This window comes from Streptomyces colwelliae, assembly GCF_048158785.1.
Taxonomy (GTDB): domain Bacteria; phylum Actinomycetota; class Actinomycetes; order Streptomycetales; family Streptomycetaceae; genus Streptomyces.
This window is the reverse complement of record NZ_JBLTJC010001001.1, coordinates 1-419: the sequence shown is the minus strand read 5'-3', so window position 1 is coordinate 419 and position 419 is coordinate 1. Positions and strand designations below refer to the sequence as shown.

General features: G+C 70.2%; 1 protein-coding gene. It reads right to left on the bottom strand.

All coding sequences use genetic code 11. The features are described 5' to 3' along the window. Positions 1 to 419, bottom strand: a 419-nt coding sequence (locus ACNFOC_RS55560) for an ATP-binding cassette domain-containing protein (RefSeq protein ID WP_416966465.1), incomplete at both ends; no start/stop codon positions are given.

Here is a 419-nt window from a genome sequence, read left to right as displayed (position 1 = left end):
ATCGAGGGCTGCACGCCTTCGGAGATCTCGTCGATCAGGAGCAGGCGCGGGCGCAGCATCAGGGCGCGGCCGAGGATCAGCATCTTCTGCTCGCCCCCGGAGAGCGTGCCGGCGCGCTGGGCGAGCCGGTCCTTCAGGAACGGGAAGTGGCCGACCAGGCGCTCCAGCGCGTCCGGGAGGTGGCGGTCGGACGGGACCGCCAGGCGCAGGTTGTCGCGGATCGACAGGTCCTGGAACAAAGGCTGCTCCTGCGGCGCGTAGCCGACGCCGAGCGCCACGAGCTTGGCGGGGGAGAGGCCGGAGAGCGCCTGCCCGCCGATGGTGATACTGCCGCCGCGCAGGGTCACCATTCCCAGGACGGTCTTGAGCAGGGTTGTCTTGCCCATGCCGTTCTTGCCGAGAAGGGCGACGATCTCGCC